General features: G+C 42.2%; 27 protein-coding genes and 2 pseudogenes. 10 read left to right on the top strand and 19 right to left on the bottom strand.

The genetic code is table 11. The annotated features are described in order from the left end of the window. The first annotated feature begins 211 nt into the window (after nucleotides 1–211). The 3 genes from G4O42_RS09980 to G4O42_RS09990 all read left to right on the top strand — a co-directional run bounded on the left by G4O42_RS09980 (nucleotide 212) and on the right by G4O42_RS09990 (nucleotide 2,848). Nucleotides 212–1,348 (top strand): Rap family tetratricopeptide repeat protein, encoded by a 1,137-nt coding sequence (locus G4O42_RS09980; protein ID WP_032873352.1) that lies wholly within the window; start codon nucleotides 212–214, stop codon nucleotides 1,346–1,348. Next, nucleotides 1,338–1,520 (top strand): hypothetical protein, encoded by a 183-nt coding sequence (locus tag G4O42_RS09985; protein WP_003153655.1) that lies wholly within the window; start codon nucleotides 1,338–1,340, stop codon nucleotides 1,518–1,520. The genes G4O42_RS09980 and G4O42_RS09985 overlap by 11 nt, the downstream gene beginning before the upstream one ends. A 308-nt stretch (nucleotides 1,521–1,828) precedes the next feature. Beyond that, nucleotides 1,829–2,848, top strand: a complete 1,020-nt coding sequence (locus G4O42_RS09990) for a YncE family protein (protein WP_032873350.1) — start codon at nucleotides 1,829–1,831, stop codon at nucleotides 2,846–2,848. 60 nt (nucleotides 2,849–2,908) lie between these two features. Here the strand turns inward: G4O42_RS09990 and G4O42_RS09995 are convergent, their stop codons facing one another. Continuing rightward, the gene (locus G4O42_RS09995; RefSeq protein WP_032873347.1) at nucleotides 2,909–3,268 is read right to left on the bottom strand and encodes a hypothetical protein; all 360 of its coding nucleotides are present in this window, start codon (nucleotides 3,266–3,268) and stop codon (nucleotides 2,909–2,911) included. 405 nt (nucleotides 3,269–3,673) lie between these two features. Here G4O42_RS09995 and G4O42_RS10000 point away from each other — a divergent pair, with 405 nt between their 5' ends. After that, the gene (locus G4O42_RS10000) at nucleotides 3,674–3,763 is read left to right on the top strand and encodes a putative holin-like toxin (RefSeq protein ID WP_108017291.1); all 90 of its coding nucleotides are present in this window, start codon (nucleotides 3,674–3,676) and stop codon (nucleotides 3,761–3,763) included. 254 nt (nucleotides 3,764–4,017) lie between these two features. Here G4O42_RS10000 and G4O42_RS10005 read toward each other — a convergent pair whose 3' ends face one another. Genes G4O42_RS10005 through G4O42_RS10015 form a run of 3 tightly spaced genes read right to left on the bottom strand, consistent with a single transcriptional unit; the run spans nucleotide 4,018 to nucleotide 6,765 of the window. Continuing rightward, complete coding sequence (locus G4O42_RS10005; protein WP_032873346.1) at nucleotides 4,018–4,476, bottom strand: SMI1/KNR4 family protein; 459 nt, start codon at nucleotides 4,474–4,476, stop codon at nucleotides 4,018–4,020. Nucleotides 4,477–4,491: 15 nt separating this feature from the next. Then, the gene (locus tag G4O42_RS10010; RefSeq protein ID WP_032873344.1) at nucleotides 4,492–6,294 is read right to left on the bottom strand and encodes a T7SS effector LXG polymorphic toxin; all 1,803 of its coding nucleotides are present in this window, start codon (nucleotides 6,292–6,294) and stop codon (nucleotides 4,492–4,494) included. A gap of 36 nt (nucleotides 6,295–6,330) precedes the next feature. After that, nucleotides 6,331–6,765 carry an SMI1/KNR4 family protein gene (locus G4O42_RS10015; protein ID WP_087920799.1) on the bottom strand — a complete coding sequence of 145 codons (435 nt, stop codon included), beginning with the start codon at nucleotides 6,763–6,765 and terminating at the stop codon, nucleotides 6,331–6,333. A gap of 264 nt (nucleotides 6,766–7,029) precedes the next feature. On the opposite strand from G4O42_RS10015, the gene G4O42_RS10020 reads away from it, so the two are divergent. From G4O42_RS10020 to G4O42_RS10030, 3 genes and pseudogenes are all read left to right on the top strand, one after another. Then, a complete protein-coding gene (locus G4O42_RS10020) occupies nucleotides 7,030–7,980 on the top strand; it encodes a thermonuclease family protein (protein ID WP_032873340.1) in 951 nt (316 codons plus the stop codon). A 388-nt stretch (nucleotides 7,981–8,368) separates the two neighbouring features. After that, nucleotides 8,369–10,053, top strand: a pseudogene (locus G4O42_RS10025) (recombinase family protein). Further along, a pseudogene (locus tag G4O42_RS10030) lies at nucleotides 10,029–10,649 on the top strand (polysaccharide biosynthesis protein); the annotation flags it as partial. The pseudogenes G4O42_RS10025 and G4O42_RS10030, both read left to right, overlap by 25 nt. 40 nt (nucleotides 10,650–10,689) lie before the next feature. Here G4O42_RS10030 and msrB read toward each other — a convergent pair. After that, complete coding sequence (gene msrB, locus G4O42_RS10035; RefSeq protein WP_007409536.1) at nucleotides 10,690–11,124, bottom strand: peptide-methionine (R)-S-oxide reductase MsrB; 435 nt, start codon at nucleotides 11,122–11,124, stop codon at nucleotides 10,690–10,692. A gap of 1 nt (nucleotide 11,125) precedes the next feature. Beyond that, entirely contained in the window at nucleotides 11,126–11,659 is a 534-nt protein-coding gene (gene msrA / locus G4O42_RS10040) for a peptide-methionine (S)-S-oxide reductase MsrA (RefSeq protein ID WP_032873334.1), read from the bottom strand. A gap of 128 nt (nucleotides 11,660–11,787) precedes the next feature. Here msrA and G4O42_RS10045 point away from each other — a divergent pair, with 128 nt between their 5' ends. Then, on the top strand, nucleotides 11,788–12,213 hold the full coding sequence (locus tag G4O42_RS10045) for a MarR family transcriptional regulator (RefSeq protein ID WP_003153639.1): 426 nt from the start codon (nucleotides 11,788–11,790) through the stop codon (nucleotides 12,211–12,213). A gap of 49 nt (nucleotides 12,214–12,262) precedes the next feature. On the opposite strand, the gene G4O42_RS10050 is transcribed toward G4O42_RS10045, so the two are convergent. The 5 genes from G4O42_RS10050 to ilvA all read right to left on the bottom strand — a co-directional run bounded on the left by G4O42_RS10050 (nucleotide 12,263) and on the right by ilvA (nucleotide 15,962). Beyond that, nucleotides 12,263–12,826 (bottom strand): YpmS family protein, encoded by a 564-nt coding sequence (locus G4O42_RS10050; protein WP_029326139.1) that lies wholly within the window; start codon nucleotides 12,824–12,826, stop codon nucleotides 12,263–12,265. A 9-nt stretch (nucleotides 12,827–12,835) separates the two neighbouring features. Further along, nucleotides 12,836–13,591 (bottom strand): SGNH/GDSL hydrolase family protein, encoded by a 756-nt coding sequence (locus tag G4O42_RS10055; protein WP_032873332.1) that lies wholly within the window; start codon nucleotides 13,589–13,591, stop codon nucleotides 12,836–12,838. Between the two features lie 77 nt (nucleotides 13,592–13,668). Beyond that, nucleotides 13,669–14,250 carry an SCO family protein gene (locus tag G4O42_RS10060; protein ID WP_032873330.1) on the bottom strand — a complete coding sequence of 194 codons (582 nt, stop codon included), beginning with the start codon at nucleotides 14,248–14,250 and terminating at the stop codon, nucleotides 13,669–13,671. A 99-nt stretch (nucleotides 14,251–14,349) separates the two neighbouring features. Next, complete coding sequence (locus G4O42_RS10065; RefSeq protein ID WP_007409532.1) at nucleotides 14,350–14,601, bottom strand: DUF2535 family protein; 252 nt, start codon at nucleotides 14,599–14,601, stop codon at nucleotides 14,350–14,352. A gap of 92 nt (nucleotides 14,602–14,693) precedes the next feature. Beyond that, nucleotides 14,694–15,962 (bottom strand): threonine ammonia-lyase IlvA, encoded by a 1,269-nt coding sequence (ilvA, locus tag G4O42_RS10070; RefSeq protein ID WP_032873327.1) that lies wholly within the window; start codon nucleotides 15,960–15,962, stop codon nucleotides 14,694–14,696. A gap of 184 nt (nucleotides 15,963–16,146) precedes the next feature. Between ilvA and G4O42_RS10075 the strand changes: the two genes are divergently transcribed. Beyond that, nucleotides 16,147–17,139, top strand: coding sequence for a sigma-54-dependent transcriptional regulator (locus tag G4O42_RS10075; RefSeq protein WP_032873325.1), 993 nt, complete (start codon nucleotides 16,147–16,149; stop codon nucleotides 17,137–17,139). A gap of 16 nt (nucleotides 17,140–17,155) precedes the next feature. Continuing rightward, nucleotides 17,156–17,794, top strand: a complete 639-nt coding sequence (trhA, locus tag G4O42_RS10080) for a PAQR family membrane homeostasis protein TrhA (protein WP_007612091.1) — start codon at nucleotides 17,156–17,158, stop codon at nucleotides 17,792–17,794. Between the two features lie 40 nt (nucleotides 17,795–17,834). Here trhA and G4O42_RS10085 read toward each other — a convergent pair whose 3' ends face one another. The 8 genes from G4O42_RS10085 to G4O42_RS10120 form a co-directional block, all read right to left on the bottom strand. Beyond that, nucleotides 17,835–18,458, bottom strand: coding sequence for a lysophospholipid acyltransferase family protein (locus tag G4O42_RS10085; protein WP_032873322.1), 624 nt, complete (start codon nucleotides 18,456–18,458; stop codon nucleotides 17,835–17,837). 20 nt (nucleotides 18,459–18,478) lie between these two features. Then, the gene (locus tag G4O42_RS10090; protein ID WP_032873320.1) at nucleotides 18,479–18,964 is read right to left on the bottom strand and encodes a dihydrofolate reductase; all 486 of its coding nucleotides are present in this window, start codon (nucleotides 18,962–18,964) and stop codon (nucleotides 18,479–18,481) included. Next, nucleotides 18,961–19,755 (bottom strand): thymidylate synthase, encoded by a 795-nt coding sequence (locus tag G4O42_RS10095; protein ID WP_003153622.1) that lies wholly within the window; start codon nucleotides 19,753–19,755, stop codon nucleotides 18,961–18,963. Before G4O42_RS10095 ends, G4O42_RS10090 begins: the two co-directional genes overlap by 4 nt. Nucleotides 19,756–19,854: 99 nt before the next feature. After that, nucleotides 19,855–20,463 carry a YpjP family protein gene (locus G4O42_RS10100; protein ID WP_007409526.1) on the bottom strand — a complete coding sequence of 203 codons (609 nt, stop codon included), beginning with the start codon at nucleotides 20,461–20,463 and terminating at the stop codon, nucleotides 19,855–19,857. A 262-nt stretch (nucleotides 20,464–20,725) separates the two neighbouring features. Then, nucleotides 20,726–21,496: a class I SAM-dependent methyltransferase gene (locus tag G4O42_RS10105; protein ID WP_032873318.1), complete on the bottom strand. Its 771-nt coding sequence runs from the start codon at nucleotides 21,494–21,496 to the stop codon at nucleotides 20,726–20,728. A 39-nt stretch (nucleotides 21,497–21,535) separates the two neighbouring features. Beyond that, nucleotides 21,536–21,970, bottom strand: coding sequence for a BrxA/BrxB family bacilliredoxin (locus G4O42_RS10110; RefSeq protein ID WP_003153619.1), 435 nt, complete (start codon nucleotides 21,968–21,970; stop codon nucleotides 21,536–21,538). A gap of 81 nt (nucleotides 21,971–22,051) precedes the next feature. Beyond that, entirely contained in the window at nucleotides 22,052–23,728 is a 1,677-nt protein-coding gene (ilvD, locus tag G4O42_RS10115) for a dihydroxy-acid dehydratase (protein WP_032873315.1), read from the bottom strand. Between the two features lie 252 nt (nucleotides 23,729–23,980). Beyond that, nucleotides 23,981–25,114 (bottom strand): conserved virulence factor C family protein, encoded by a 1,134-nt coding sequence (locus G4O42_RS10120; protein WP_032873313.1) that lies wholly within the window; start codon nucleotides 25,112–25,114, stop codon nucleotides 23,981–23,983. Nucleotides 25,115–25,136: the final 22 nt, after the last annotated feature.

Below are 25,136 nucleotides of genomic sequence, written 5' to 3' on the forward strand. Positions count from 1 at the left end.
TAGCCGTTCAACAAGGTTTCTCAGGAACATTAGATGAATGGCTTGCCTTACTAAAAGCAACAGCAAACTGAACACGTATCCTTCTCTAACGAGGAGGGGTTCTATCGCATGTCACACCGAATTGAGAAATTAAGAAAAAACACCCTTCCCAGCATATTACATTATGATAAAATATTACATAATCAGACGAAATACTAGGAGGGTGATTTTTTTGGAGCAATTGATCTCTTCTTCAAAAGTTGGCTTAAAAATCAATGAATGGTACAAATACATAAGGTTATTCAGTGTTGCAGATGCAGAAATCTTGAAGGAAGAAGTGAAGCAAGAAATAGAGCTTATGGAAGAAGATCAAGATTTATTGTTGTACTATTCGCTCATGTGTTTTCGACATCAATTAATGCTTGATTATCTTGAACCAAAAACCATGAATGAAGAACGACCTGAAATTTCAGACTTATCAGAAGAGATCGAAAGTAAACAAAGCGATCTAAAAGGAATTCTTGAATATTATTTTAACTTTTTTCATGGGATGTATGAATTTGAACAGTACGAATATCTTAAAGCAATAAGTTTTTACAACCGAGCTGAAAAGAAGATATCTATTGTCCCCGATGAAATAGAGCGAGCTGAATTTCACTATAAAGTTGCTGAAGTGTACTATCACATGAAGCAAACCCACATGTCTATGCATCATATCGTTCAAGCAATAGAAACCTACAAAGCACACGAAACGTACTCAATAAGAGTAATCCAATGTTCATTCGTCATCGGTCTGAATTATTTAGACATGGAGTATCCAGAAAAAGCAATACCGCATTTCATGAATGCATTAAAACAAGCACAAGAAATTGATATGCCACGGTTAATAGGTTCTTCTTTGTACAATCTCGGTTTATGCTCATTTACAACAGGACATATGGAGAAGGCATTGGAGTATTTTAAAGAAGGCGTCTCAATTTATCAAACTAATTCTCTTCACAATTCTAGCCGACTGCTTGACATACTTTTAATGCTGGCAAAAACGCACTTTAAGTTGTCCAACACAGTTGATGGAAAACAAGTTTGTGAACAAGGTCTTATGCTGTCAAAGGATTTGAACGATGACGTATTAGAGAAAATGTTTGATTTTCTTATGGGTTTATTCGTTGAGAATGACAAAGAACGACTTTTTAAAATCTTAGATTACTTAGAATCAAAAGCTATGCTTTCAGATGTGGAAGACCTAGCGACTGATGCAGCAATGTATTATAATGTAAATGAAGACCATAAAGTAGCTACAGCCTTTTATGAGAAAGTGCTTTATGCCCGAAAACAAATTCAGAGAGGGGATTGTCTTTATGAAATTTAAATTTGCATCGGCTTTTATCTTTTTAGTTATCTTACTTGGGCTTGTTGGACATTATCTTCTTGACGGCCACAAAGTTTTTAAAGAAGCCCGAAGAGGCCATACAGCCAGTATCCACATCGCGCTTGATCACCATAATGACTTCTCAGCGGAACGCCGAGGGCAAACCGCATAAATGTTTTGGCACTCCCGCATAGGGGGTGTTTTTTTATGATCTGTGTTCACCTGTAAAACTTTATGAAATGCTGTCCTTGGTAGTAAAGCTGCAACCAAAAAAGCACAAATAAATAGTATTGCTCTAAACTTGTGTGGCAATCATACAAAAATACAAAAGGAACAGACCTAAACAAGTAATGGAGAAGCACTTGTCACATCTGGATATTGACCGCTCATCAAAAACTGTCTGCTCCTAATCATTTAATTTACTTGCAGATTTATTCTGCAAGTGTCTTTTTATTTTATATAAAAGATAAGGAGCGTTATATGAAAAAGTCTTATGTTTTATATGGGATTTCAGGAGTTCTAATTGGTGCAATAGTTATATTGTTGATCAATGCATTCTTTATAAATAAAGGTGAACACTCTGTAAGTACTTCTAAAATTAATCCAACCGAGGATAAAATCTTTTTTATCTATTCAAATCCACTCATCAAGAAAAGCGTACTCATATCCACATCCCAAGGAGAAAAATTCAATAAACGATACTTTAAGGTACCGGATATACCATATATCCAGAAAAAAACCCCCTCTTCAGACGATATCGTCTTGTTAGCTGAACATGAACCATATTATTACACATTAAAAAACAACACCATTAAGGAACATCAATTGTCCAATCCATTTGCTTTTTGGTATCAAGGAGAGGATATTTCCGTAAAAGCCTATAATGTCGACACAAATGGAAATGAACTGAAAGTAAATGATAAAAAGTTCAATAAAAAATATAGCCTGACTTTGCCCTCCCTAGTAACCATGGGAGAAAGCGATGATAAGTATATTTACGTCATTCAAGAAATGTCTTTGTACGTCATTGATAGAAAAACAGAAGAGATTATTAAAACGATTGGATTAGCTTCCTATGGAGATGTATTTGATCACTCTGAAAAATATGTTGTGGCTAGCTCAGAACATGAACTAACTGTAATCGAAAAAGGATCATGGAAATCAAAATTCATAAAATATCCTGATGATCTCGAACAAGCGGACGCTGTGTATTACGACAAAAAAAGCGGTAAATTTTACGTTACATATATTAATAAATCCGGATACGCCTGCTTACTTGAGTACGATAAAGATTTTTCTTTTGAAAAATTCGATTTAAAATTTCCGTATATGAATGCAAAGTTTAAAAATCAAAAACTTTATGTGATTTCACAAGAGGAAAATAAAAAAGGCATTGGTGGCTATATGGGGATTTTTGATATTCGTACTAAAAAGAAACTTAATGAATTTGATTTGCCTGAAGAAGAAACAAAAGTGCAGGACTTTATGGTTTTAGATTAAACATAAAGAATAAGTTGCAAAGCAAAAGCCCCTTTTTCAGGAAGGGGCTTTAATTTTAAATTAAATAGATGTTTTATACGCGTTAATGGCTTGATTTCTCAAAAGCATATTATCTTTCGTCACCATTCCAAGATTGTATGCTTGTTTGATGATATCCAGCACTTGATTATCTGTTTCAGTTACAGCTCGTCCACCCGTTATTCTAGATTTCCAGTAATCGAACTGGTGATTTAATTCTGAAGTGCTTTTAAGGTTTTGATTATCAACCACTTTTCCGTTCTCGAGCGCATCTTTAAATTCATCAAAATTAATTGAACATTGGTGATTCGAATTACTTCCTGCGCCTTCTGTCGCTAAACTGCAAAATGCTAAAAACTTAGGGTCTTTCGTAATGTTGTAAGAGTTATTAAGGCCTTCCATAACATTCACCCTCTCTCAAATTTTACAACGTTGCTGTAAATGATTTTCATGTTTTTCCCAAGTCCTTCAACTTGAATCTCATTTGAAGGAAGTTCGTTCATTGGAATTTCAATATATTTGTCCCATCCTATCACTATCCTGTTTTGCCCAAGTATAGCATCATAATTTGTATATGTTTGCTTCACCTTTGTATAACAAATTTCTTCCGTTTAGTATTATTTCACATGTTATTTATTGGTAATTCCAGCGAGGTATTTAACTTAAATACAAAAAAAGAACCTGATTCTAACATGGTTCTTTTCATTTTAGTAACTGAATGGGTTTTTAACCACATATAAATGATTCCTGTACATTAAGTATGCTCACTTAAGGGAGTCTTGCTCACTCCCTATAGAAAGGGGGGTGATGCTTATGTCACCATTTCAGGCATTAATGTTAATGCTTGCATTCGGGTCGTTTATAACCGCCCTGTTGACATATATAAATAAAAAATAGACCTCCCTTAAGCCTCAAAACCTGAAGGGATAGGTCTACTAAGAAACCGCATCGAGTAAGCCTTTTGACGGGGTGTGATCAACACCATACTCTTTTTATTTTATGCATTTCTTATTAAAGAAATACACTATAACCAGTTTATATTTTACAGTTTGATTATAACAGATTAAACGAAACCATTGGAGTTATTTACAAAAAAATTATTTATTGGATAAAACCATTTTTTATAGATCACACAAGTGTAATACTTTTGCTTAAGCGTCCCAGTCTTCATCCTCAATCCAGTCGTCTTTCGCTTCTTCTAGTTCCTCTATTAAAAACTCTAGGAATGTGCTACTAACTTGTTTACCATATCCCTCTTGGTTATCCCAAAGAATGACGGGGCATTCACCATTTTTCATCTTGTTAGTATCAAGACAATAAGAAAATTCATCTACATATTCGATAACTACGAGACCATCAGAAAGGTTATAATACTTTTTATATTCATTGGTCTGTTCGACAACTTCAGCACCGTGAGAGTCATAACCGAGTATCATAGTCCCGTATGCTCCCCCTGAACCATACTCAGTCAAAAACCATTTATAGCTGCCTGGAAGGGTTACATTGAGATCCTCTTCTATTTCTTTAATCTGATCTTCAGTAACACCTCCTGTGAGAATTGAATTTTCTTTATTTTCATCAAAGAAAGTTTTTACTTTTGAATAATCCATTAAACCTTCACCTCATTATTCTTGGTTCTCAAATTGCTGAGCTCTCCATCTCCAATACCTTCTTCTGAAACTTTTATATTGTTTATCAAGTACTGGGTCATTTCTAAAACTCTGTCCATTCCCTTTCAAACCATGTAAAACATCACTGTACTTATTATGCCAGCTTTCAGGTATCTCGAGCATATTTCCAGGTTCTTCTTGAATCAAGTGATGCAAATTAATTTGGGTCCCATCTTTTGCAAACGGAGCGTTACCATTTTTCATCAGTTGAAGATTCGTAAGGCCTTTACGATTTTTTTGATTAAGATCAATATCTTTCATTGTATATACCCTACGGCTTACATCTCTAATTTTCCCTTTTGTTTTTACTTTGCCATCTATTTCATAGGCCTCATACTTCTCTTTATTTAACCAAGGGACATTTACTTTCTGACCAGTAAATGGCTTTCTCGTTCCATCCGGGATTTTCTTTGCATTGGTCAAAAGTTCATTTTTAAGGTTTTGGCTGTCAACCACATTGTATGGTACGTCACCCGCCAGAGCAAGATCATATTTAGAGTTATAAGGAAGTAGTTCTGGAAGTTTAACGTCTTTAATTTTCTTCCCTGCCTGCCCTGCCTTGTTTATGACCTTCCCCGCCGCATCAGCTTTGTTAACGGCTCCTGCACCTTTCGTTCCGACGACAGCCACAGCTGCTGAACCAATTGCATATGTCACCCATCTTGATCGGGAATACGCATCTCCATTTACCATATCTTTTTGATACGATTCCTTGATTGCTGCTGAAACAGCATCATATGTTTTAACAGGATGAAGTACTGCATTCCCCAGTGCTGACAGCGTTTCCCCCGGATCGGTTATGAAGTCCCATAAACCGGTTACCGTGTCTTTCCCGACATCATAAAGGCCAACGCCGGCTCCTTTTAAAATATCCCAAGTCACTTCTCCGGCTTCTTCCATCTGTTTTGCTTGTTCAAGCTTAATCACATATTGCTGCTGGGAAGGTTCAAGGTTCTCGTAACCGATCTTCTTCGCAATCTCCAAGTATTCATCAGGATCAGTTACTCCATCAGCGAGCTTTTTCTTCAGATCCTTAATTTCCCGCTCTTTCGCTTCTTCCTTCTTAATCGTCAAATAGGCGTCTGAGTGTCTTGTAATCTCGCCTTTTTTCTTATGGATGTCACTTTCTCTGTACGCCTCGGCATTATAGTGAAGCGGAGTGGCGTTTTCCCCCTTACCCGTGGCATTTTGAAGCTGCTGAAAATCTGCCTGAATGAAATGTTCATTTGCCTCGGTTTCTGCGTATTCTTTCGTTAGATCGTGATCAAGCTTTCCGAGTTTATGTATGGTATCGTTCCTTTTTTTATCTGCTGACTCAAGCTTTTGATCGACATCTTCTGTAGAGAAAACATCAAGATGAATAATATCGCTGATTTCATCAAGGATACCTTTCATTTCATTGCGCTGCTCCTGCATGATAGCTTGTGATTTATTCTTCGCATGGATCAGCTCGTGTTCTAAAAAGGACTCTTCCACAAACGAATCGGCCAATCTGGCATCAGCTACTTTTCCTGAAATACTGTTAAGAAACGCAATCTTCATATCGATCAGATTAAGCCAGCTGTCTGTAACACCAGCGTGATCTTGGAAGAATGCTTTAATGTTGTCTGCGCCTTTGCCTGAAAACTCACTGTCGTCTAAGTCAGCCATTCCCTGAAACGCTTTTCTGAGATTGATAAATTGTTCTCTAATTTGATCGTATTGTTTTACCCGCTTTTCCGCGGCTGAAATAAACGAGGCTGCTTCAAATACTTTCATTTACGTCTCCTTTCCACTTGATCTTATCTAAACTTTTTATTCTGAAACATATTTATAATACTCTTGAATTTCCGGCTTCACTTCCCAGTATTTAGTTCCGTTTGATGACACCAACATGTCAAACCATATCTCAAAGTTAGAGTCTAAATATACCGCATCTTCAATATTATCAATTGAATCCAAATGCAACATATACCCCAACCCTTTATTTGATTTATTTACATCAATAACATACCTGCCATCATAATGGTACCCAATTAGGACATATCCCTTAGGGAAGTCTTGAACTTCATTAAATTCAATTATCCCTTCTGTACTAAGAAGCTCAATACCATTAAACATTTCCATTCCATTGTGATTAAAAAGGAACTCTTTATAATCATTGGGCAAAGTTACCCCTAACATCTTTTCTAAACTACTAATTTCTTGAGGACTGGCTGGGTCTCTGAATTGAAAAGCAGCATCTTCCATGACATGCCCTCCATGTTGGAGCATAGGAAAAGTTCCGTATTTAGAAACAGCTTCCTTTATCCCATCAAGAGTCATGCGAATTAACTTTCCTTCTTCCATTTAAATTTCCCTCCTCTAAGGTGTTTAGGCCACTAAATTTTACCACACAACTGTATTTTAGTGTCCTAAAATGCCAAAACAGAATTTACAATCTTTGGTTTTATATTTATAATAAGGAAGGTTTGTCCGATATAGAGACAGAACAAACAAATTGGGGGAATTACATTGAAGAAATGGCTGTTAGGTATTGGCGCACTATCTCTAAGCTTTTCTTTGGCTGCGTGTGGATCTGATTCTGCTTCTACAGATAAAACAGATTCAGATAAAGCTAAAACAACGCAGCAAGAAGAAAAGGATGCAAAAGAGACAAAGGCAGACACCCAATCAAATGACAACAATGAAAAAGCCGAAAATGCTTCAAAGAAGGATTCGTCGGATAAAAAGGCGTCTGACAAAAAGAAAAAGCTGGTCGATGTAACACTTAACAGAACAGTTGATGGGAATACGATTAAAGTTAACTATAAAGGCGGCGTCAAAACTGTTCGTTATTTACTTGTTGACACGCCTAAAACTAAGAGCCCAAACTCTTGCGTACAACCATATGGTGAGGATGCTTCAGCAAGAAACAAACAGCTGGTTAACAAGGGAAAACTTCAACTGGAGTTTGATAAAGGAGATCGTACAGACAAGTATGGGAGAATGCTGGCTTACGTTTATGCAGATGGCAAATCAGTACAAGAAACACTGCTTAAAGAAGGATTAGCACGAGTAGCTTATGTATATGAGCCAAACACGAAGTATTTAGACACGTATAAGAAAGATGAGCAAGCTGCGAAAGATAAAGACTTGAAGATTTGGAGTAAGAATGGATATGCGACTGATAAAGGATTTAATGGCTGCGAAACGAAACCGAAGAAATCAGTAAGTGTATCTAAGCCGGCTCAAAAGTCAGTTACAACACGCCAATCCGAGACACATAAATCGAACTCAAGCAGTTCAGCATCAAGCAGCTCTTCTAACTCTGCACAAGCCTCCCCTTCTGCTGGAGGAACAGAACACTTTGCAAACTGCACAGAGCTGAGAAAGAAATATCCGCATGGTGTACCAAGCACTCACCCTGCTTATACATCTAAAATGGATCGGGATAATGACAACTTTGCATGTGAGAAGAATTAATTATTTTGAAGTCCTCTGGGGCTTCTTTTTTTATTTGTATATTTTCTTAGGCTAAACAAAAAAACATAAAGCGTATGAGCGAGCTCTGCGGCCCCCGTTTCACTATTTAATATCAGGACATTCAGATGAAACTGATTTGAAGAATTGTCGCACATTCTTATCTGCCACTAATGAATTGCGTTGACATTTCAAGAAATGAACAAAATAAAAACCCTGTTAATTACAGTCGGCGTTTAATTAAAAAATGAATCCGATTAGAATAGATCAATATTCAAACAATACAATCCTTACAATATATTAGGTTGTTTTCGTATTCAATGTCAGACAGAATATTGTACGAATACTTCTGTTTTTACAGTAAATACAATAAAGAGGAGGTGCTGATTTTTTGGAGTTAAAAAACATCGTTCATTCTTACAACATTACAAATATTTTAGGTTATCTCAGACGCTCTCGTCAGGATATGGAGCGAGAAAAAAGAACAGGCGAAGATACGCTAACAGAACAAAATGAACTCATGAATAAAATACTGAAGTCGATTGAAATCGCCTATGAATTAAAAATGGAAATCGGGTCAGGAGAAAGCATTGAGGGCCGCCCTGTTTTTAAAGAATGTCTTAAAGACCTCGAGGAAGGCAAGTACCAGGCAATTGCTGTTAAAGAAATAACAAGACTCAGCCGCGGGAGCTACAGTGATGCGGGACAAATTGTTAACCTTCTTCAAAGCAAGCGATTGATTATCATTACACCATATAAAGTTTATGACCCTCGAAATCCTGCAGACATGCGTCAGATTCGTTTTGAATTGTTTATGGCCAGAGAAGAATTTGAAATGACCAGAGAGCGTATGACAGGCGCTAAATACACATATGCGGCACAAGGGAAATGGATTTCCGGACTAGCGCCTTATGGATACCGGTTAAACAAAAAAACATCCAAACTAGTCCCAGTCGAAGAAAAAGCAAAAGTCGTTCAATTCATCTTTAACCTCTTTTTAAATGGGTTGAATGGAAAAGATTATAGTTATACAGCGATTGCTTCTCACTTAACAAAATTACAAATACCGACTCCATCAGGAAAAAAGCGCTGGAATCAATACACAATTAAAGCAATTCTGCAAAACGAAGCGTATATCGGAACTGTTAAATATAAGGTTAGAGAAAAAACAAAAGACGGTAAACGAATAATTAGACCTGAAAAGGAACAAATTGTAGTATCGGATGCACATGCCCCTATAATAGATCAAGAACAATTTCAACAATCACAAGAGAAAATTGCAAACAAAGTCCCCCTGCTGCCTAATAAAAACGCATTGGAATTAAGTGAATTGGCAGGCGTATGCACTTGTTCTAAGTGCGGTGAACCATTATCTAAATACGAAACTAGGCGAACGCGAGAAAACAAAAACGGCACGGAAAGTGTATATCACGTTAAATCACTCACTTGCAAAAAGAATAAATGCACTTATGTGAGATATAACGATGTTGAAAATGCCATTCTGGATTACCTCTCTTCTTTAAGCAACTTAGATAATAAGATTTTAACAAAACATATCATTTCAATGATTTCTAAATACGAAGACGTAAATAGTAATGTGAAAACAAAAAAGCAAATGTCTGAACATCTCTCACAAAAAGAACAAGAGTTAAAAAACAAAGAGAATTTTATCTTCGAGAAATATGAGAGCGGCATTTACACTGATGAACTTTTTTTGAAGAGAAAAGCTGTTTTAGATGAAGAATTTAAAGAACTCCAGATTGCCAAGCATGAGCTCAATGGAACCCAAGAAGCGCAATCAGAAATAGACAGTAATACAGTCAGAAACAACATAAATAAGATAATTGATCAATATCACATTGAATCAAGCACAGAAAAAAAGAACTCGCTACTAAGAATGGTCTTCAAAGAAGTTATCGTTACTATGACACAAAAAAGAAAAGGGCCAATTCCGGCTCAGTTTGAAATCACCCCTATCCTGAGGTTTAATTTTTCGTTTTCGACCTCACCGTCACTGATAGTCCCTCAAAATGCAGTAAATATCTTAAAAAACCGATAAAGCCGTTTCCCCGGTAAACACAATGGGAGCTACGAAGCTGTTGTCCGAGAAGCTGTTTCATCAGGCGAATCATCATGTTCAAAACCGCGGTACGGTATTTTGTTCGGTCCGCTTCGGCAATGTGCTAGGTTCACGCGGTTCCGTTATTCCTATTTTATTTGAGCAGTTGATGGCAGGCGGTCCGCTCACCATTACAGATAAAAACATGACGAGGTTTTTTATGTCGATTGATGATGCCGCAACGCTCACCCTGCAATCTGCGGCGATTACAAAGGGCGGAGAAACGTTTATTTTTAAAATGGAGTCCCTGAGGCTCGAAGAACTGCTTCACGGGTTTGAGGAATATGCGTCCCGGCACGGGCTGCCGCGCCCCGCCGCTGTTGAAGTGGGAAAACGTCCCGGTGAGAAGCTTCATGAAGAACTGACCTCTCCTCATGAGACGGAATCTTTATATGAATGGGGCAATCTTTACGCGATATTGCCCGACCCCGCCAAACATCCGGAATTTCGGAAGGTCAATCTCCCCAGATATCAATCCGATCAAGCGCCGCTCATCACAAAAGACACAATCGTAAAGATTATTGAACGATTACATGAAGAAAAAAAAACATAGAAAAAAGGCCTGTCTGATAGGCAGGCCTCATTGCTGAGCTCTATTTTTCAAATAAATGCAGGCAGGCTTCATAGCCCTCTTCCTTCAGCTTGTCTTTCGGAATAAACCGGAGTGCCGCAGAGTTAATGCAATAACGGAGACCGCTTGGCCCCGGGCCGTCATTAAATACGTGGCCTAAGTGGGAATCCGCTGTTTTGCTTCTCACTTCCGTCCGGATCATCCCGTGGCTTGTGTCCAGTTTTTCGTCAACCTCTTCTTCCTCAATCGGTTTTGTAAAACTGGGCCAGCCGCAATGAGAATCGAATTTATCCAGAGAAGTAAACAAGGGCTTTCCCGATACGATATCAACATACAGCCCCTCTTCTTTGTGATCCCAGAATTCATTTTGAAACGGCGGCTCCGTTCCGTTATTTTGTGTGACTTCATATTGCATACGGTTTAATGATTTGATTTTTTCTTCTTTATTAAAAGCCATCTTATCTGTCCCTCCAATGCTCATCCAGAAAGCCTTGACGTCCGGAACCTACACGGTAGCGCCCGTAGTGATCAGGATTTTTCTTATAAAAGTGCTGATGATAGCCTTCCGCTTCATAAAAAGGCTCAGCCTTTAAAATGTCTGTCACGATCGGCTTTTTAAATATGCCGCTTTCTTCAAGCTGTTTTTTTGAGGCTTCAGCGATTTGTTTTTGTTCATCATTATGGTAATATATCGCCGCCCGATATGAACTTCCGCGGTCTGCAAACTGGCCGCCTGCATCAGTCGGGTCGATCTGCTGCCAAAACAGCTCGACAAGCTTTTCATACGGATAAATGTCAGGTTGAAATGTGATTTGAACGGCTTCTCTGTGTCCGGTCGTTTCACTGCACACTTCTTCGTAAGTCGGATTCTCAGTATGACCTCCTGTATAGCCGGACACCACCTTTTCAATTCCGGCCTGTTCGTCAAACGGCTTCACCATGCACCAAAAACAGCCGCCTGCAAATGTGGCGATTTCTTTTTTTTCTGACATACGGGTGCCCTCCTTTGTTCATACGTGGTATTATTATATTATAGCATGTATAAACAGAATAAAAATAATTCTGCTTTCAGGGGAAGCTAAACGAATGCCACGCTGACTACATATTGGAGGTTCATGATTTGAAAGTAAGGACACAAATGATGTATGATATGGAAGCTTTGCTTCGAAAAGTGTTTAAACAAATCAGAAATGAAGTTAATGAAATTCTAGATAAAGAGCTGTCCAGGAACGAATTCACCATTTTGCGGATTCTCAGTGAACAAGGGCCTAAAAAAGTAACGGAATTCGCCCCTATTCTTGAGGTCTCCGCAAGCCACATTACCGCAGTGACCGACGCTTTAGTAGAAAAGGAATGGATCACCCGCATCCGTTCTAAAGAGGACAGGCGAATTATCAGAATCCATATTACGGAAGCCGGGGAGAAAATTGTCGATCATTTCAACCAGAAAAAAACAGAATACTTTTTTAAACGGTTTGACTGCTACTCTGATGAAGAGCTTGCAACGTTAATCAAACTGTTCAGCAAGCTAGACAAAAAACGCTGACGCGAAAAAACACAAATCCCTGAAAGGATCTGTGTTTTTTTATGAAGACTTATTGTTTCGGATGATAATAGGAAAATTCAATTTCATCCGTGTCGAGATTGATTTTATCCGCTTTTACATACATGCCGTTGTCTAAAGGCATTTCTGACAGACGGATCTCGATGCTTTTATCCCCGGAATGAACGTGCACAAATGACGGGAGTTCATAAAAGCTGTCCATATAATTCAGCACAAAGCTGATCGGCAGGCTTAATTCGCCTAATGAAAACTTCGTCACTTTCAAAACCACATCTCCGTTCTCCTGTACGGACGGTTCAAATGTGACGACCGCATTAATGGAGGTTGAGAATGCTTTGATTTTACCTGCCACGTGCACATCGTTATTGATGTCCACTTTGTAGTCAAGCTGATTCGATGCCTTCTCTTTTAAGTACGCATTCACAAACCTGGCAAGAGATTCTTTGGAGCTTGTGATATGAAAGCCGTACTCACTTTTTGTCTGATCTTGTATTTTCGCCTGCTCTCCCGGCATAACCAATAATGTCACAATTACCGCGGCGGCAATCACATTGAGTGCGAGAAGAACAAAAAACAGCGATTTCCACTTTTTCATCATTTCACCCTATTCTGCTGGTAACCCTTGTTTTTCAATGATGCCGTATAATCGATCGGCGATGAGTGCATATCCTTTTGCGTTCGGATGAAAATCATCATCCTTTGAAATCCGTCTGCTGCCGCTTTTTTGACTGAACAAGTCTTCAACATTCACCGCGGCGGCGTGAGGATCTTTTTCCAGCTCTTTTGCGGCGATCTTGTTCCAATCCGTTACAACCCCATTAATTTCTTTTAATTCAGGCAGCGTAAACGTGAATGGATTATACATGCTGACATACACCAGCTCTGCGTTTTCATTATATTTGCGGATTTTTGAAACGATCGCTTTGAACCGTTTTTCAAAAGGTTTCTCTTCCTTTTGGAACGGCTGAACCGTCAGCTGCATCATATTCTGGCGGAGCACCTTCATTAAGTCATTGCCGCCGATGGTAAAAAAGATATAGTCGGCGCTCTTTAATGATTTCTGAACTTTTTTATTATCAAGCTTTTCCAGCAGGTCCGACGTTTTGTCGCCCTGCACCGCATAATTTTTAATATCTACCGTTTTCACATGTCCCTTTTTCTTAAGAGATTCCGCTGCCCTGCCGACGTATCCTGAACCGTCAGGATCTCCTACTCCTTCAGTCAATGAATCACCGACCGCAGCTATGACAATATGATCTTTCGTTTTCGGTTCTGCAGCGTCAGAACCGGTGCGCTGGACAGAACATGCTGATAAAAGCAAAGCCAGTCCGGCGATCAATGAAAACATTCGCAGCTTCAATCTGGTTGCTCCTTCCCCGTCTACTAGTGGAAAGTGTAACATGTTTTTTCAGTTTTGAAAATGTCTAATCTGCCAGTTTACTTGAGCTCCTCAGCCGCTTTGACATCTGAGAGGATATCATCATACGGAACCTTCTGCACACCGTCATAATCTTTAAGCACCTTGCCGTCAGGTCCGACTAAATAAAAAGAAGTTTTATGTATCACCTGGTCCTCTCCCTCCGGCTTTTTGACGATTGCTTTAAAGCTGTTCAGCGCAAAATCTTCAATGTCCTTTTGGCTGTAACCGGTCAGAAAATCCCAGTTGCGAAGCGAAAGCGGATATTTGGAAGCAAATGCTTTCAGCTGTTTCGGCTTATCATTTTCAGGATCTACACTGAACGACACAATCCGCACGTCCAGGTTCTCAGCCTTCAGTTTTTTTTGCAGTTCGGTCATATGGGCTGTCATCGGCGGGCAGACTGTATTACAATTTGTAAACATAAAGTCGGCAATCCAGACATGCCCCTTCAGGCTTTTCAGTGACACTGTTTTTCCGTCTTGGTTCTGATATGAAAACGGTTCAATCTGATAGTTCAGCGGGTCTTTTATCGTTTTCCCCCCGCAGGCGCACAAGAGCAGCAAACAAAAGACGGCAGCGAAGATTTTCATTTTTTTCATTTCCATTCCCCCCCATGGATAAAACGCTTACAGCATTCATCATAAAAAAATTCCCGCACCCTCCCCTATCAAAAGGAAGGCGCTAAGGAATATGCACCGTTATGCGTTATGTTTTAAAATCTCTTGGTTGAAAACGGCCTCGTAATCTTTCCACTTCATACGGCGCTTGACATATTGTCGGAATGAATACACTGTTCTCACACTTTGTGAAGCAAAAACCTCTCTCAAATAAAGCTCAAGGTGCTGATGAATTTGAAAAAAATAATGTTCACCTTCCGTGACAACCGGTATTTCTGTCACTTTTACCTGAATCCCGTCCTGTCGTTTGAACTCTAGGCTTTTGAGTAACAAGATATCAATCCTTCTTTTTCGATTGTTTTCTTTTTATTATATACAATCTGAGAAAGCGTGTCTGTCATTTTGCGCGGCCGTTCTAAAAAAAGTCAAATTAACAGGTGAAACAGATCCTGATCTTTATTCACCTCTACGTAATGAAATCCTTTTTGATTCATCCGGGCAATGAGCGCGCCGTAATCTTCCCGATGCTTGAGCTCAATGCCGACCAATGCGGGGCCGCTGCTTTTGTTATTTTTTTTCGTGTATTCAAACCGGGTGATGTCATCATCAGGCCCGAGCACTTCATCAAGGTATTCGCGAAGCGCTCCCGCCCTTTGCGGGAAATTAACGATAAAATAATGCTGCAGCCCCTCGTAAATCATGGAGCGTTCCTTCATCTCCTGCATTCTGCCGATGTCGTTATTCCCTCCGCTGACCACGCAGATGACGTTTTTCCCTTTAATCTCTTCCTTGTACAGATCAAGTGCTGACACGGACAATGCACCCGCCGGCTCCGCTACGATGGCGCATTGATTATATAATTCGAGAATCGTGCTGCACACTTTTCCTTCCGGGACAAGCACAACGTCATCGACGACGGTTTCGAGCGTTTGAAAGGTTTCCACGCCGATTTTTTTTACGGCCGCCCCATCGACAAATTTATCGATTTTCTCAAGTTCAACCACTTGTCCGGCTTTTTTCGATTCAAAATAGGAGGCTGCGCCCTTCGGCTCTACCGCTATGATTTTTGTATCCGGCGAGATGTTTTTCATGTACGTGCCGAGCCCGGACAGGAGTCCTCCTCCCCCTACGCTTGCAAAAAGAAAATGCGGTTCAACGTCAATGTCATTTAAAATTTCGATGGCAGCCGTTCCCTGTCCGGCCATGACATCGGGATCGTCAAACGGATGAATAAACGTGCGGTTTTCTTTTTCACAGCATTCCGCAGAACTCTTATACGCATCATCGAAAGTGTCACCCGTCAATATGATTTCAACAAATTCTTTTCCGAACAGTTCCACTTGGGATACTTTCTGTCTCGGTGTGGTTGACGGCATAAAAATCTTGCCGTGAATGCCGAGGTGTTTGCATGAAAACGCAACCCCCTGCGCATGGTTTCCCGCACTTGCGCATACAATTCCGTTTTCAGTCTGCTCTTTTGAGAGCTGCCTCATTTTATTATAAGCCCCTCTGAGCTTAAATGATCTGACCACCTGCAGGTCTTCCCTTTTCAAATAGATATTGCAGCCATACCTCTCAGAAAGTCTGTCATTCCTCTGCAAAGGCGTATGTATCACAACGTCCTTTACATTTTGGTGCGCTTTTAAAATGTCTTTTACCTGGATGAGAGAGTCTTCTTTAAGCAACGGTTTCATTTACAGAGTCCTTTCTTATTTAAATCCCTATTTAATATGCCATTATAACATGAATATTCAAACAATAAGATAATTATTTTAATTTTGTAAATAAAAATAAATGAACCGATACAAGAGAAAAAGATATTTTCGATTGCACAAACGTGTTATACTTAAACCAATTAGAACCAAAAGGAGCCAATTCATGAGTGTAATTGAACAAACTGATCCTTTTTATCAGCTGGCCGGCGAACATCAAACCTTTTTAGAAGCGAAACGATTGGCCTCGCAATTTGCCTTATCTGATTTGCCGGTCTTCATAACAGGTGAAGTCGGAACCGGAAAAAAACAAATGGCCAGAGCGATCCATCATAAATCCCGCAGAAACAGCGAACTATTTATTACCGTTCACTGCAGCCAAAACGAAGAGCGGCTCGAATATGAACTGTTCAGCGCTGAAGGTGCATTAAACAGGGCCCGCCGCGGAACATTATTCTTATATGAAATCGGAGACATGCCGCTCTCGGTACAGACCCGCCTTCTTTCCGAGCTGGACGCCGGAATTTCCGCCCGCATCATTGCAAGCAGCACGGCGGATCTTGGCGATACCGGCGCAGAAAATACGTTCAGCCAAGATTTATTTTACAGGCTTCACGTGTTATGCCTTCCGCTCCCTGCTTTATCTGAACGAAAAAGCGATATACCGCTTCTTTTGCAGCATATGCTGACAGCCACCGGGCAGCATGTTCATATCGATCCGTCCGTTTATCCGCTGTTTGAGCGGCACACCTTTAACGGCAACATCAGAGAACTTCAAAATGCGGCGTACTATATGGCCGCGGCAGCATCCGGCAGCACGATTTATCCCGATGATGTCCCGCTGTATATCAAAAACAGCCAGAAAGCGAAAACAGCTAAGAAAAAAGAAAAACGGCTGACATTGATGGAGAAAGAAGAGTTTTTGTTTATTTTGGAATCAATTAAAGACTTAAATACAAAAGGCGAACCCGCCAGCAGACGGAGCATATCCGAATTAAGCGAAAACAGCACAATGACATTATCGCCCCAGCAGGTCAGAAACAGGCTTGATTACTTAGAAAAGATGCACTATGTGACAAAAGGCCGAGGACGCGCAGGAACAAAAATTACATTAGAAGGGTTGAGCTTTTTGCAGTCACTGCAAAAACAAATCCTTTAAAAAGGAGGACATTTGATTGTTCACAATAAAAGAAGAAATCGCAAATGCCGTCACACACGGAATCGGTGTATTGCTGTCGATTCCGGCGCTTATTTTTCTCATTATCTTCGCGGTGAAATACGGATCGCCGACAGACATCGTCAGCTTTTCAATCTTTGGCGCTTCAATGCTGCTGCTGTATCTCAGCTCGACTCTTTTGCACAGCATTCAGCATAAAAAAACGAAAGACATTCTTGAAATTGTGGATCATTCCGCGATATACGTATTAATAGCCGGAACATATACGCCATTTTTATTAGGACCCCTTAAAGGGGCGCTCGGTCTGACCCTTTTAATTATTGTTTGGTCGCTTGCCATCGGAGGCATCGTGTTTAAAATCTTTTTCGTGAAGCGGTTTATCATTTTTTCAACGCTTGTCTATTTATTGATGGGCTGGCTGATCATCGTCGCCATTAAACCGCTGTACGCTTCGCTGTCAGGCCCCGGTTTCGGCCTTCTTCTTTTCGGCGGCTTATTGTATTCCGCCGGCACAATATTTTATATTTGGAGAAAGGTTCCGTATCATCACGCCATTTGGCACAGTTTTGTTTTAGGCGGCAGCGCCTCGATGTTTTTCTGTATTTTGTTTTATTGCGTCAAAGTTCCCTTTATCTGAAATAAAAAAGCACAGCCTCTCTATAGAGACTGTGCTTTTTTTATGCACGGAGCCGTTTCTGACCGGCCGGATAATAAGCGGGCTTTATATGTAATTCAATGTCAGCCGGTTTCAGCCGTTTCAGTAATCTGCCCCGCAGCAGCCGGTCTGTTCCCGAAGTGCTGACGGGCACAATCGGGAGATCGAAACGAAGTGCCATTTCCTCCGGATTGATTTTGCCGTCTTCAGACAGAATCAGACTTTGCCCTTTTTGCAGACGGACTTCCGCCTCCTGAAACACGGCGTCCCGGCTGTCTCCGTCACAAATGATACCCATCAGCCGCAGCCATTTCCCGAGAAACGGCATCCGGAAAGCTTTCTCGCCAGCGATAAAACCAGCCGGCTCTTCAAGATGTCCCGCAAGCAGCAGAAGATCAGCCGGGTGCAATCTGGGATGCACATACAAAACGGGGCCGTCCGGTATCGGCTGATCATGATGAATGCCGATTGCCGATCCCGACACGTCAATGCAGCCTCTCATAAAGGCTTTCGGCCTCTCATACACCAGCCTCATCTGTTTTTGAAAAGAAAGCCGCGGGTCAAGCTCTTTTTGATTGATATATTCCTGAATATTTTTCATGAACATAAATACAACGTACATCACAAGGCAGCCGTAACGAATCAATTCTTGTCCCCCTGCTTAAATCAATTCTTTTTCTCGTATACAAGGTACTCATAATCATAAGGGTTTTTGTCATCTTTTACTCCCTGTTTGCGGGATGTCAATTCCCATTCAGCTTCATTAAATTCCGGAAAAAAACGGTCTCCTTCAAAGACATGGTGAATTTTTGTCATGTAGAGTCTGTCCGCATAAGGAAAGAGCGCACTGTACAGCTGGGCGCCGCCGATCACAAAGCATTCTTCATCCGCCGGGATCAGCTTGAGCACTTCCTCAGCCGAGTCGGCAGTAATACAGCCCGGGAATAAAGATTCGTCCCGTGAGGTTACAACGATGTTACGCCGGTTCGGAAGCGGGCGTCCGATTGATTCAAACGTTTTCCGCCCCATTACAATGGTGTGACCCGTCGTCACTTTTTTGAAATATGCGAGATCATCGGGAAGGTGCCAAGGCAGATCGTTATCTTTTCCGATCAGCCGGTTTTCATCCATCGCAAAAATAAACGAAATCATACGCTGACAGCTCCTTTTATGTGCGGATGCGGGTCATAATCCTCAATGATAAAGTCTTCAAACGTAAAATCAAAAATAGAATCAACATTTCGCGCAAACCGCAGTTTCGGCAGCGGACGGACATCCCTTGTAAGCTGCAAATTCACCTGCTCCACATGGTTTTGGTAAATGTGGACGTCTCCGAATGTATGAACAAACTCACCCGGTTCAAGCCCCGTCACATGCGCGATCATCATTGTTAAAAGCGCATAAGACGCAATATTAAACGGCACGCCGAGAAAGACATCCGCTGAGCGCTGATAAAGCTGACACGACAGTTTTCCGTCCGCGACATAAAACTGAAACAGGCAGTGGCAAGGCGGAAGCGCCATATGATCAATTTCGCCGACATTCCAGGCGCTGACGATTAAACGTCTAGAATTCGGGTTTGTCTTGATGTCGTGAATCAGCCGGGAGATTTGATCAATGGTCTCGCCGTCCGCTCCGCGCCATGAACGCCATTGAGAACCGTAAACCGGTCCGAGTTCTCCGTTTTCATCCGCCCATTCGTTCCAGATGCGGACTCCGTTTTCCTGAAGGTAGCGGACATTCGTATCTCCTTTTAAAAACCAAAGCAGCTCATGCGCGATGGACTTAAAATGGAGCTTTTTCGTCGTAAGCATCGGGAAACCTTCCTGAAGGTTAAACCGCATTTGGTAGCCGAACGTGCTGATCGTACCCGTTCCCGTACGGTCTCCTTTTTTTTCTCCGTTTTCTAACACATGACGGCACAAATCTTTATATTGTTTCATTTTTTTCATCCTTTTAAAGTAGTCTTTTAGTAGTGTAACACAATAAAAAATCATTTCTGCAAAATTTCTCAGAAATGATTTTTTTATTTCTTCTCGCTATTACACGCTCATCCAGTCAGGCGGCGTATTGCGGTCCCAGTAAATGCTGCCAAGCTCATGATGTGATTGAAATCCGTCTTCAGCAGTATGGTAATGAAAATTAAACCAGTAGCCGTCTTGCGGAGGATGATCCCGGCGGACGTGGAACCTTAAAAGATCTTCACCCGTCAGCCTGTTATACACATGAAAAATTTTTTCAGTTTTTCCGGCCGACGGTTTGCTGGAAATAACCACATCCTGATACGCTTCATCATCTTGAAACTTGGCCAAATGTCCTGTGATCACATCTTCGATTTTCGGCAGAATTTCACTTCTGTAATCATCTTCAATGACCGGAGAGATTTTGCTGCCGAATTTTAAAAATGATTGATTTTCAGCATCACCGAGAAGCTGCTGCTGATACGATTGAAACAGTAATTCAGGCTCCCGCCCTGCCTTCTCTTCTCCCGGCAGGGCGTGTTCATCATAAAAAGCGGTGTAATCATTCTGCTCAAGACTGCTCGACTGTCCTGAAGGCTTGTCTGTCATCAAAGCAGCCGGAGGAGACACGAGTCCGAACGTTACAATGGTAAACAGAACCACAAGGGTCTTTTTCATCCACAATTTCATGACAGATTGTTCCCCTCTGTTTTATTGTCCTCTTTTCCTTTATTTTAGCATAGATGAAAGCGCGGCGTCATGTCCGGCAGCGTATTATCATGCAATATGGGAAATTGGTAACTGTGACCGAGCGGATAAACCGCTTACAATAAGAAGGAGAAAAAGGAGGGGATGAGATGATTAACGCTTTATTTGCGACTGTATCACTTCTCACGCTGCTTTATTTTGTCGTTATGGAAATCACTGATTAACGAAAAAGAAGCCCATGATATCATGAGCTCACATGGATGACACCAAAGTGGAAAAGCGCCGTCTTTCTTTTCAGCACCTTGAAGCCGTATCGTTCAAACCGCGGGCTTTTCCAATGGTCTTTAAGCACTACGCATTTTTTCGCCGCCCGGACGGCTTGCGTGATGCACTCTTCGTTAAAACCCTCTTCTGCCAGCGCGCGGAGCGGTGCAATGCCGTCTGACGTTTCTACAGGTTCGTGAAACATCGGGTCAAAATAAATGACATCTACCGATGAATCAGGAAGCTCCCGCAAATAATCGGCGCAGTCGGCATGTTTGACCTGAATGCGTTTCATGGCGGTTTGGAGCTGCTGCATTCCGGTTTCCCACGTTTGAAGTCCTGTTTCTACAAGCAATGAGACAAGCTTGTTTTTCTCCAGGCCGATGACTTGTCCGCTTTTTCCGACTGCCAGGCTTGCCAAAATCGCATCGGATGCCAGGCCGAGCGTACAATCTAAAAAGGAATCCCCTTCGCGTAATCCGGCTGCTTTTAACAACGGCTCAGCTTCCCCTCTCAAAAACCGCTTTGCGCGGAACATCGCTGTATTCGGGTGAAAAAAGAACTTCTCCCCTTGCTTCGTGTAAAGTTCGAACCGTTCCTTTCCGATGACTAAAAGATCGCCAGCCGCTCGTTCCAGCATTTTTTCAATGGGCTGTTTATTGCGGCTGCAGTAAGTGTCACCCAGCTTGACACTGAGTGACTGCGCTGTGTGTATCGTATATTCGCTTGGTCTGTAACTCGTTGTGATCATTTTTTTCTCCAAAAAGAAAATGCCCGGAATTCGGGCATTTCAGCAGTGCGCATCGAAGGCATCCGTCAGATTTTTCATAATTTCCTCCATGTCATGCCCTTCGATTTCGTGGCGGGGAATAAAATGAACGACCTCTTTCCCTTTTAACAGCGCCATTGATGGCGAGGAAGGTTCCTGCCCCGTAAAATATTCACGCATTTTTGCAGTTGCGTCTTTATCTTGACCGGCAAATACGGTAACCGTATGGTCAGGCGCTTTTTCATGCTGTAAAACAGCCTGAGTCGCAGCCGGACGGGCAAGACCGGCTGCACAGCCGCACACGGAGTTGACAACGACCAATGTCGTGCCCTCTGCCTGTTCCATAAAACTTTCTACTTCTTCAGCAGTCGTTAATTCCTGAAAACCCGCACCCGTCAGCTCACGGCGCATCGGCACGACCAGCTGGCGCATATATTCTTCATAAGCCATTGACATAAAAAAGCCCCCTCTAAAATCCTTATATGAAGTCAAGGATACTATAGAGGGGGCCGGAATTCAATTGTTCAGGCCTCTGTTTTATATTTTCATGATTCCGCCTGTATTGGCGCTTGTTACGAGTTTGGAATACCGGGCCAGATATCCTGTTTTTACTTTCGGCTCGAAGCCTTTCCATTCGGCCTTGCGTTTTTCCCATTCTTCTTCAGGCACTTGTACGTCCAAAATCCGTTTTTCTATGTCAACGATGACATGGTCGCCGTTTTCTACGAATGCGAGCGGGCCGCCTTCAGCCGCTTCAGGCGATACGTGCCCGATTGAAAGGCCCCGGGACGCTCCTGAAAAACGGCCGTCTGTAATAAGCGCCACTTTCGGGCCAAGCCCCATTCCGACAATCTGAGACGTCGGAGCAAGCATCTCCGGCATGCCCGGGCCGCCCTTTGGCCCTTCATAACGGATAATGACAACATCTCCTTCTTTTACTTTGCGGTTTATAATGCCTTCAAGCGCGGCATCCTGGGAATCAAAGACGACAGCGGGACCTTCATGTCTTGTAATCCCGTCCTGTACACCGCCTGTTTTGATAATGGCGCCGTCCGGAGCCAGATTCCCAAACAGGACGGCCAAACCGCCTTTTTCGGTAAACGGATTGTCAAGCGGATGAATCACGTCATAATCCTTTACTTCATGACCCGTAATTGTTTCTCCGAGTGTGCGGCCTGTTACAGTCAGCGCGTCAAGATGAAGCGCCCCTTCTTTTTTCGCCAATTCATTAAGGGCCGCCGAGACTCCGCCCGCTTCGTGCAGATCTTCAATGAAGACGTCCGAGGCCGGCGCCAATTTCGATAAGTGAGGCACTCGTTCAGCCACTTCGTTAATGCGTTCTAAAGAGTACTCAACCCCAGCTTCATTGGCAAGCGCAAGCGTATGAAGCACCGTGTTGGTTGAGCCGCCGAGAGCCATGTCTAACGCAAACGCGTTGTCAATCGCTTTTTCGGTGACGATATCGCGCGGCTTAATGTCTTTTTTGATGGTCTCCATCAATTGGGCCGCTGATTTTCTCACAAACTCTCTTCTCTCCGGTGAAGTTGCTAGAATTGTTCCGTTGCCCGGAAGCGCCAGACCGAGCGCTTCAGACAGACAGTTCATGGAGTTTGCCGTAAACATGCCCGAACAAGATCCGCACGTCGGGCAGCCGAACTGTTCCAGCTCCTGCAGGTCGCTTTCACCGATTTTCCCGGCTTGATATGCGCCGACGCCTTCAAATACTGAAGAAAGCGAAATTTTGCGGCCGTCGCTTGTACGGCCGGCTGCCATCGGCCCCCCGCTGACAAAAATGGTCGGAATATTAATCCGCATAGCCGCCATCAGCATTCCCGGCGTAATTTTGTCGCAGTTCGGAATGCAGACCATTCCGTCAAACCAGTGCGCCGAGACGACCGTTTCAACTGAATCGGCAATGATTTCGCGGCTCGGCAGCGAATATCTCATGCCGATATGCCCCATCGCGATTCCGTCATCTACTCCGATCGTGTTAAATTCAAAAGGCACACCGCCCGCTTCCCTGATTGCTTCTTTTACGATTTTTCCAAATTCCTGCAGGTGAACATGCCCGGGAACGATATCGATGTATGAATTACAGACCGCGATAAACGGCTTGCCGAAGTCTTCTTCTTTTACGCCGGCAGCGCGAAGAAGGCTTCGGTGCGGCGCTCTGTCAATTCCCTGTGTGATCATGTTGCTGCGTAATTCTGCCATGGTGATCCCCCTACTGTTTTTAGACTGTGCATTATTTTTAAAATTTTCAGTTTATTCTAGGGCGCGTTCTGCAAATTTTACAGTATCTTTGCCCTGTCTCGCTTTTCTATTCTTTCTGTATTTCGATAAAAACCCTCCAACAATTAATATTGTACTTACTATATAGAGTTTTGAATCATTTTTCAACAATATTCTAAATAATTTTTATAAAAAGTGAATTCAAATAAAAAAGGTGCATGGCGCACCTTTTTGTTATAACTGTTCTTTTTTTCTGCTTTCAGTCATCTGTTTCCAGACTGAACCTTTCGCCTCTTCTCCGTGCTCAATCCGTTCAATCGCCATTTTGACTTGCAGGCTGACTTCGAATTCCGGATCGTCTTCCGCCGCTTTTAATGCTTCCAGCGCGCTTTCATCGCCGACTTCATATAAAAACATGGCCGCGCGCCAGCGCACAAGCTTGCTTGAGTCACTGAGCGATTTCATCATGGCCGGGATGGCGCTCGCATCGCCGAGATCCGACAGACAGTCACCCGCCGTCCTTCTGACCGTCACCGTTTTGTCTTCAAGCGCTTTGTATAACAGCGGAAGCACAGACGGCTTTTCGATCATTCCCAAATAAACGACGGCTTGTCTTCTGATCGAAGTCTTCGGATCATGCAGCGCCTTTTCCAATACTGGTAAATCGTCTTCATCCGGATCCATTTGCTCAAGATGGGCATAGCGCTGTTTCCAGTCTTCATCATCGAGCATCTCCAATGTCACTTTATAAGCTTTCCGCTGCACTGCCGGTTTGGCCTCACCCTTTTGCTGTGCGGCTGCTTCTGTCAGACGTTTGAGCCGTTCATCACTGTAGGCGGCCTGAAGCTCTTCTGTGACATCATGTCCGATTTCGGTAAAATCTCCGAAGCGCACGCCTTGTTCTTTCCAAGCCCGCTCAAATACGACATTTGAAGCTTCGGAACGCAGCTTTAAAATGGCTTCTTGGAAACGTTCCGGAAGGCCGAAGCGTTCTTCACGTTCGCCGTCCGTCAATTTGACCTGCATCGGGATTCCGCTGAACATTTGTACGAAAACCTTCACTTCACCGAACGATTCCTGTTCAGAACGGCTCTCAGACTGCTCCGTATGTTCCATTCCGAAAGCGGAACGGACCTGAGGCAGAATTTCCTTCCAGTCAAAACGGGCGTTTCTCTCCACAGCCAGGAAATCGGCAACGTGATAAACGCCCTTTACTCCTTCAATGTTTAAAATATCACGTACGACAGCCGGAGCATCATCTGCCTGATCGGGTTTGTAATTGTTGCTTTTCCCTGCCGGAAGCTCTTCAGTCAAAATCACTTTCATCGTGTTCGGACTCGGCGTCGGTTCTATTGATTTAATCTTCATATTGGTCCTCCTATGCGCAATC

The sequence above is a fragment of the Bacillus sp. LUNF1 genome, from assembly GCF_011008975.1.
In the GTDB taxonomy this organism is placed as follows: Bacteria; Bacillota; Bacilli; order Bacillales; family Bacillaceae; genus Bacillus; species Bacillus velezensis.

Coding starts and splice junctions, on each gene's coding strand:
- msrA (WP_032873334.1), bottom strand. CDS start 11,659: ATGTCAGAAAAAAAAGAAATCGCCACATTTGCAGGCGGCTGTTTTTGG.
- G4O42_RS10090 (WP_032873320.1), bottom strand. CDS start 18,964: ATGATTTCGTTTATTTTTGCGATGGATGAAAACCGGCTGATCGGAAAA.
- G4O42_RS10000 (WP_108017291.1), top strand. CDS start 3,674: ATGCTTATGTCACCATTTCAGGCATTAATGTTAATGCTTGCATTCGGG.
- G4O42_RS09985 (WP_003153655.1), top strand. CDS start 1,338: ATGAAATTTAAATTTGCATCGGCTTTTATCTTTTTAGTTATCTTACTT.
- msrB (WP_007409536.1), bottom strand. CDS start 11,124: ATGGCTTTTAATAAAGAAGAAAAAATCAAATCATTAAACCGTATGCAA.
- G4O42_RS10010 (WP_032873344.1), bottom strand. CDS start 6,294: ATGAAAGTATTTGAAGCAGCCTCGTTTATTTCAGCCGCGGAAAAGCGG.
- G4O42_RS09995 (WP_032873347.1), bottom strand. CDS start 3,268: ATGGAAGGCCTTAATAACTCTTACAACATTACGAAAGACCCTAAGTTT.
- G4O42_RS10005 (WP_032873346.1), bottom strand. CDS start 4,476: ATGGATTATTCAAAAGTAAAAACTTTCTTTGATGAAAATAAAGAAAAT.
- G4O42_RS10050 (WP_029326139.1), bottom strand. CDS start 12,826: ATGAAAAAGTGGAAATCGCTGTTTTTTGTTCTTCTCGCACTCAATGTG.
- G4O42_RS10110 (WP_003153619.1), bottom strand. CDS start 21,970: ATGTCAATGGCTTATGAAGAATATATGCGCCAGCTGGTCGTGCCGATG.
- G4O42_RS10075 (WP_032873325.1), top strand. CDS start 16,147: ATGAGTGTAATTGAACAAACTGATCCTTTTTATCAGCTGGCCGGCGAA.
- G4O42_RS10105 (WP_032873318.1), bottom strand. CDS start 21,496: ATGATCACAACGAGTTACAGACCAAGCGAATATACGATACACACAGCG.
- G4O42_RS10060 (WP_032873330.1), bottom strand. CDS start 14,250: ATGAAAAAAATGAAAATCTTCGCTGCCGTCTTTTGTTTGCTGCTCTTG.
- G4O42_RS10100 (WP_007409526.1), bottom strand. CDS start 20,463: ATGAAATTGTGGATGAAAAAGACCCTTGTGGTTCTGTTTACCATTGTA.
- ilvD (WP_032873315.1), bottom strand. CDS start 23,728: ATGGCAGAATTACGCAGCAACATGATCACACAGGGAATTGACAGAGCG.
- G4O42_RS10120 (WP_032873313.1), bottom strand. CDS start 25,114: ATGAAGATTAAATCAATAGAACCGACGCCGAGTCCGAACACGATGAAA.
- ilvA (WP_032873327.1), bottom strand. CDS start 15,962: ATGAAACCGTTGCTTAAAGAAGACTCTCTCATCCAGGTAAAAGACATT.
- G4O42_RS10095 (WP_003153622.1), bottom strand. CDS start 19,755: ATGAAACAATATAAAGATTTGTGCCGTCATGTGTTAGAAAACGGAGAA.
- G4O42_RS09990 (WP_032873350.1), top strand. CDS start 1,829: ATGAAAAAGTCTTATGTTTTATATGGGATTTCAGGAGTTCTAATTGGT.
- G4O42_RS10015 (WP_087920799.1), bottom strand. CDS start 6,765: ATGGAAGATGCTGCTTTTCAATTCAGAGACCCAGCCAGTCCTCAAGAA.